Below are 4,968 nucleotides of genomic sequence, written 5' to 3' on the forward strand. Positions count from 1 at the left end.
CCATCGCCCCCAGCCGTCAGATTCCCATTCCCGGCGATATGGGTCAGTTGCCCTTCTGTATTCAGGCGCAGGAGCCGCATCTGGTCGTGGTCCACGAAATAAATGGCATCTGGAGCACCGACCACCGCCACCGGGTTAGCAAACTGCTCCAAGGCAATCGTGGTCGTCTCAGTGAAAAACCGAGGGATGACCGTGGTACCGAGGTTGATGAAGATTAAGCACAGACCCACGGCCCAGAGGAATAACTGGGTCAAGGCGCGGAGACTATCCATCCATGGCCCGCACAGCCGCTAGTTGGGTCATCATCTGGTTAGAACGCTGGATAAACTGCTGGAGCGAACCCGAGTCAAAGGGTTTCTGGGACATCAGGGCCAAGTCATAGACCTGACGACACAATAAGTTAACTAGCTCCGGGTCACGCCCTGAATCCTCCAACTTCTGTAAACTCTGAACCAAGGGGTTAGCCGTGTTGAGTAGGAGTGTATGTTCTTCCAAGAAGTCCAGGTTAGAACCCTGCTGCATCATGGCGGTCATCTCCTTAAGACGGCGCAACTGTTCCGGAAGCAAGACCATTGCCGGGACATTCTCAGCTTTGAGAGCTTCAGTTCGGAGGTTCAATTTAGGTAGATTCAGGGCGGTTTTGAAGAGGTCCTTAAGCGTTTCGCTTCGGGTCTTCTGGGTGCGCGGGTCCACTAGTTCCGCCGCCTTGTCCTGGGTCAACAAGTTCTCATCCAGGTCTGCGTCCACCCGGCTGAAACGGACCTCCGGGTACTTAGATTCCAAGAAACTGACAAAGTGGGTATCAATGAAGGAATCTAGGATTAAGACTTCAATCTCTTGACCCTTGAGCAGGTCAATATAACTGGACTGGTTGAGCGCGTCAGTGGTGTAATAGACTTTTTTATCAGTCTTCGCTTGGTTCTGTTTCTGATAGTCCGTCAGGGTCCGAAAAGTCTGAGTCTCACCCGCTACCTGAAAAATCAAGACCTCTTTAGCCTGCTCAAAGAACTTGTCATTATTCAACATCCCAAACTTGACGAACACACTGATATCTGTCCAACACTTGAAGTAGTGTTCCCGCTGCTGCTGATATAGTTCTTTGAGGCGGTCGGCGACTTTCTTGGTGATAAAATCCGCAATCCGACGCACCGTGCGGTCCCCTTGCAAGTAACTGCGCGAGACGTTGAGTGGGATATCCGGGCTATCAATCGCGCCCTGGAGCGGGGTGAGGAACTTAGGAATAATCTCCTCACAGTTATCACTCACAAAAACCTGATTGCAGAAGAGCTTAATCTGTCCCTTGGTCAGGTCCATATCCCGCTCTAACTTCGGGAAATAAAGAATCCCCTGAAGCGAGAAAGGATAATCCGTATTGAGGTGAATCCAGAACAGCGGTTCCTCTTTGTAAGGATACATATACTGATAAAAGTCCAGGTAATCCTGGTCCTTGAGCGAACTCGCCGCCTGCTTCCAGAGCGGGGTCTGCTTGTTTGCCACAGTATCATTAAAGAAGATGGGGAGCGGCAGGTAATCGCAGTACTTGCGGATAATCTCTTGAATTGTCGTCTCGCTAAGAAATTCCTCTGCATCCTGACTCAGGTAAAGCGTAATCGTAGTGCCCCGCTCTTGACGGGTTGAAGTATCGAGGGTGAAAGCTGTGGTCCCGTCGCACTCCCAGCGTACCGCTGTACTCTCGGGTCGGTAACTAAGCGTATCAATCTCAACGCGGTCAGCCACCATGAAAGCTGAATAGAACCCCAGGCCAAAATGTCCGATAATCTGGTTTTCGCCACTTTGAGAAAACTTCTGGACAAACTCCTCAGCACTGGAAAAGGCGACTTGGTTAATATATTGCTTGACTTCTTCCGCCGTCATACCAAGCCCATTATCCGTCACCGTCAGAATCCGGCCCTCTTTGTCGAGCTTGACCCGGATCGCATAGTCCTCGTTATTATCGGTAAACTCCCCGGCATAACCGAGCATTTTTAGTTTACTGACCGCATCAAAACCATTGGCGATCAGTTCCCGCAAGAAGATATCCCGTTCTGAGTAGAGCGACTTCTTAATGATGGGGAAGATGTTTTCAGTATGGACCGTGATGTTGCCTTGCTCTAACACAGTGATTCCTCCAAGCGTCCATGGTGTATTTTAAACGATCTATTCCGTCGTTGTCGGGTACGAACGGCCCTTCCAAGTCGTCCCCAGCCCGAGGACCTGACGCAAACCACTATTGATGAGAATCGCCAAGGTCAAGACCGCCCCCGGCAACTGCCACAGCACCGTACTGGGAGCGAAAGCTTGCCGCTCCCGAATCCGCGCATCCACCACCATCCCCCAAGCGAGGACCAATCCATTTATCAAAATACCCGCGCCATCCTGAACCATTAGAGCCACCACTAACCCTGCCCAAGGCAGCAGCCGAAGGCTTAGTTGGGCGAGAGTCTCTAGAACCTGGGGCCAAAATAGCCGGAAGCTGTTCTTACTCCAGCCCTCCCAGACTTCCTGCAATCCCCGGTACATCCGGGTCCTAAATAGTCCCGTGCCGTTAATGAAATGGACCCGATAGCCCTGCTGATGAAAAGCACGAGCCAAAGCCACATCCTCCACCACTGCCCCCCGCACCGCCCGATGGGTCCCGACCCTTGTGTAAGCGTCCCGACGAACCAAAATGAACTGCCCATTCGCCGCAATCCCCCCGGTTCCCAAGGGATATTGACGGTTAAGGAGCCCAAAAATAATTGGCTGAACCGCCTGTTCCCAGATACTCACCGCCTCTTGACGAGCCGTCAGGGAGAGTAGATCCACGGTCTCGTCACCATAGGCCAAGGCCGCCGCCAGCCCCCCGGGTTCCAGACAGGTATCTGCATCTACAAACAAAAGCCAATCCCCACGCGTCCGCTCAACTCCCTGGTGCAGCGCGTAACACTTCCCCGTCCAACCCGCCGCCAAGGGTCCGCCCCGGATTAATGTGACTCGGGGGTACTGCTCAACTAATTCCTCCGTCCCATCGCTGGAGTTATCATCTACGACAATAATCTCCAAGGGCGTGTAGGTCTGGCCTAGTAGAGCCTCCAGACAGCGTGGCAAGTTCAATACTTCATTGCGGGCAGGAATGATGACACTCACTTGCGCCGCACCTATGTAAGGACGCGCCGTCAGCTTAGGTTCCCGTTGGACTCGCGCTTGGTCCGCCCATTCTAGGACTCCCCAATACAGGGCCACCGCCAGCAGGACCCAGCCGATCACTTAAGGTAGGCCACCGCCGCTAAATAGGCCGCAAGGACCAGCACCGCCCCCAGCATTGGGAAACTCGCCCCCGGCACCAAGGTGAAACTGATGAGCCCCGCCACGACTAACACCGCCAGCGATAACCCAAAAGCCCTGAGTAGATTACGACTCTTCTGAAACCAAAAATAGGTACTGGCAATCACTGCAAAAGACAGGGCATAACTCGGCCCCGACCCCGGTAACAGAGCCAGAAATGCCAACCCGCCAAAGACTGCCGCTGGTTGCCAAATACTCCCTGGAGCTGGACGGTCCAACCAGCCCTCCCACCAAACCGGGGCCTTAGCCTTGGCGCGGGGCGGGGGAGCTTGCACTTGCGTCTCAGGAAAACGAATCCGGTCAGGGACCTTGACTTTTCCTTCCTTACGAAGCTGTAGTCGCTGCATCAGGATTGCATCATAGGCCGATTCGACCACTTGACGTTGGCGGTCATTTTCGTCGAGATCTGACAAGAGACGCGCCCGTGCTGCTTGGATCTCCTCAAAGGCAGCGTCCGGGTCAATGCCGAGGACCGCATAGGGATTACTGTCGTTCATGGGCCGGACTGGTGCTAGGTGTTACCAGCCTAGCCCACCCCCTGCTTTAGAACAAGCAACCTTCCACTGAAGAGTTAGACGAGTACCCTAAACAAGTCATCATCTAACTCAGGAAACTACTGACCAATTAGTAAAATTCACGTAAAGATATCTAGTAGAAAATGTGTATAATTTTCACGTAGGCTTTCATCACTACCTCAGTGACTTGAGCAAGCTTATTTGAAGTGCAGATTGTCATGGAGTGTCACAGCGATGAATTCCCTGCCCCGTCTCCGGTCGCCCCATGGAGCCACGCTGATCGAAGCGTTGGTTGCCATAGTAGTTCTATCAATGTTTCTTGTCGGTCTGGTACCGATGATTGTGGGTACAGCTATGGTCCGCCGCCAGTCAGAAGGGGTGGGTGAAGCCAGTGCTTTAGCACAGACTCAGCTAGAAGAAGTTCGCAGATACTGGAGCGTATTGAACGAGATTACAAATTTTTATAAATTCCCTGTGAACTATGACGATCATCGTTTTCCGCTCTTTGGTCAAACTGATGCTAACTGTACGCCTAAGAATGTAATTTTGCCTTCAGGAACATACGAGGTTAGAAATGCAGACAGAAATGGTATTAAGACAGTCTATAATGAGGTAACTACAGGTTCCCGTTTTTCAGACAACCCTTCAGACCCAAATGTGGTTGGTTTAAACGATATTTATACAGTGTCACCGACCGATGCACGTGTTTATAGTTATGGTTTACTTGAGAACCCCATTACTCAGACTAGTGCGAATGGTCAATGTAATTACCTAGATTTTGACGCTGATGCTAATGATGACCGCGAAGTTCGTTTCGTTGCTCAAATGTATTATGGCCCTGCGCCTGGTAGTCAGCGTGCTGATGTGAACACAAGGGGTACATTTACTCCGACTAGTGATGACCGGGCGGCAAACGGCGAATTTGTATATAACTCCTATCGTGTAGTGGTTCGGATTTACGCTGCTAGAGAAGGTAACGGGAATGCCTGTCGCGGTGAAATTGTTCAGGTCCAAATAGCTAACTGTCTCTTTACAACTACGGAGACAGCTACCAAGCGGACAGTTAGTTCTGGGAACGCAACTTTGATGGATCGCAGTGCACCGCTAGTTGTTCAGTACACAGACATTC

General features: G+C 51.7%; 4 protein-coding genes and 1 pseudogene. 1 reads left to right on the forward strand and 4 read right to left on the reverse strand.

What is annotated here, in order from left to right:
• From HFM78_RS13670 to HFM78_RS13685, 4 genes and pseudogenes are all read right to left on the reverse strand, one after another.
• Positions 1–272, reverse strand: a pseudogene (locus HFM78_RS13670) (hypothetical protein); the annotation flags it as partial.
• Complete coding sequence (gene htpG, locus HFM78_RS13675) at positions 265–2,118, reverse strand: molecular chaperone HtpG (RefSeq protein WP_287130007.1); 1,854 nt, start codon at positions 2,116–2,118, stop codon at positions 265–267. The gene htpG and the pseudogene HFM78_RS13670, both read right to left, overlap by 8 nt.
• A gap of 39 nt (positions 2,119–2,157) precedes the next feature.
• Complete coding sequence (locus tag HFM78_RS13680) at positions 2,158–3,246, reverse strand: glycosyltransferase family 2 protein (protein ID WP_287130008.1); 1,089 nt, start codon at positions 3,244–3,246, stop codon at positions 2,158–2,160.
• Positions 3,243–3,821, reverse strand: a complete 579-nt coding sequence (locus HFM78_RS13685; protein ID WP_287130009.1) for a CPP1-like family protein — start codon at positions 3,819–3,821, stop codon at positions 3,243–3,245. The genes HFM78_RS13680 and HFM78_RS13685 overlap by 4 nt, the downstream gene beginning before the upstream one ends.
• 252 nt (positions 3,822–4,073) lie before the next feature.
• On the opposite strand from HFM78_RS13685, the gene HFM78_RS13690 reads away from it, so the two are divergent.
• Positions 4,074–4,968: hypothetical protein (locus HFM78_RS13690; protein WP_287130010.1), on the forward strand; the 895-nt coding region annotated here is incomplete at its 3' end.

The sequence above is a fragment of the Candidatus Cyanaurora vandensis genome, assembly GCF_013285555.1.
GTDB classification, from domain to species: domain Bacteria; phylum Cyanobacteriota; class Cyanobacteriia; order Gloeobacterales; family Anthocerotibacteraceae; genus Cyanaurora; species Cyanaurora vandensis.